The organism is Mesorhizobium sp. M7A.F.Ca.CA.001.08.2.1 (assembly GCF_003998455.1).
In the GTDB taxonomy this organism is placed as follows: Bacteria; Pseudomonadota; Alphaproteobacteria; order Rhizobiales; family Rhizobiaceae; genus Mesorhizobium; species Mesorhizobium ciceri.
The window spans coordinates 1-1102 of sequence record NZ_RZPW01001202.1 but is presented as its reverse complement, the minus strand read 5'-3'; the positions used below and the strand labels follow the sequence as shown (position 1 = coordinate 1102).

The window sequence follows — 1102 nt, the reverse complement described above, 5'->3', positions numbered from 1 at the left end:
GCGTTCGGTGGTCCTTATCACGCAGTCTCCTCTCTGCAAAACTGATTGCATTTTGCAATCTGTTGCACGATAATAAAACTGATACGATAATGCAACCGGTTTTGGAGAAAAATCTCATGAGCATGGATCGCCGGTCCGGGTGCCCGATCAATCTGTCGCTGGAAGTCTTCGGCGACCGCTGGAGCCTGATCATCCTTCGCGACATGATCTTCGGCGGCAGGCGCCATTTTCGCGAGTTGCTCAACGGATCGATGGAAGGCATCGCCTCCAATATCCTCGCCGACCGGCTGAAGCGCCTGATGGAGCTGGGCATGCTGACCAAGGCCGACGATCCCTCGCACAAGCAGAAGGCGATTTACAGCCTGACCGAGATGGCGATCACGCTGGTTCCGATCCTGGCCCATCTCGGCGCCTGGGGCCGCGTCTGGCTGCCGGTCAGCGACGAATTGTCGATCCGCGCCGAACTTCTGGAAAAGGGCGGACAGCCTATGTGGGACAAATTCATGGACGAGTTGCGGCACGAGCATCTCGGCATGCCGCTCGATACAATGTCTGGCCTTTCTGTCCGCGCGACCTTGCAGGCCGCCTACGAGGCGGTGGTTGCCAGCAAGGCCCTCGCCGCCAGCCCGGCCGCGTAACCAACTTATTTTCCCGTTTTGGGGCCGGCTCTGCTAGAAGAAGCGGAAAATCACAATTCACGGGATTGGATAAGGTCTTGGTTGAGAACTCTCGGGATGCTGCGCGCGCACGCGCCGACCTGCGCTTCAAGAAGCAGGAAGAGGCGGCAACCGTCCGCCAGAAGGCGATGGCCGAATACGCCGCCGAGAGCGATGCCCGCCAGGCCAAGACCAACAAGCTGCGGGCACTGCGTCTCGCCAAGGAAGCGGAAGACCTCGCCAACGCGCCGGCGGAACCCGCCAAGAAACCGGCCCGCGCCAAGAAGAAGTAGCCCAGCCACGTCCGGAGCCATACAAGCGGCAACGCTTATCCGGATGAGCGGGCGAAGGCTGCTTTCCATCCTGCCTTTTCACGCGAAGCAATTTCAACCGGAACCGGGATGTTATCTCGCCCGCCGACGATCGATGATCGACGCGTTTCAAAC

At 59.7% G+C, this 1102-nt stretch carries 2 protein-coding genes; both read left to right on the top strand.

All coding sequences use genetic code 11. From position 1 onward, the window contains the following. Window positions 1–116 precede the first annotated feature (116 nt). Entirely contained in the window at window positions 117–638 is a 522-nt protein-coding gene (locus EN914_RS36190; protein ID WP_024502975.1) for a helix-turn-helix domain-containing protein, read from the top strand. A 77-nt stretch (window positions 639–715) separates the two neighbouring features. Continuing rightward, a complete protein-coding gene (locus EN914_RS36185; RefSeq protein ID WP_013529228.1) occupies window positions 716–949 on the top strand; it encodes a hypothetical protein in 234 nt (77 codons plus the stop codon). Window positions 950–1102: the final 153 nt, after the last annotated feature.

Excerpts from the sequence above, each read along its gene's own strand:
- EN914_RS36190 (WP_024502975.1), top strand. The coding sequence starts at position 117 with ATGAGCATGGATCGCCGGTCCGGGTGCCCGATCAATCTGTCGCTGGAA.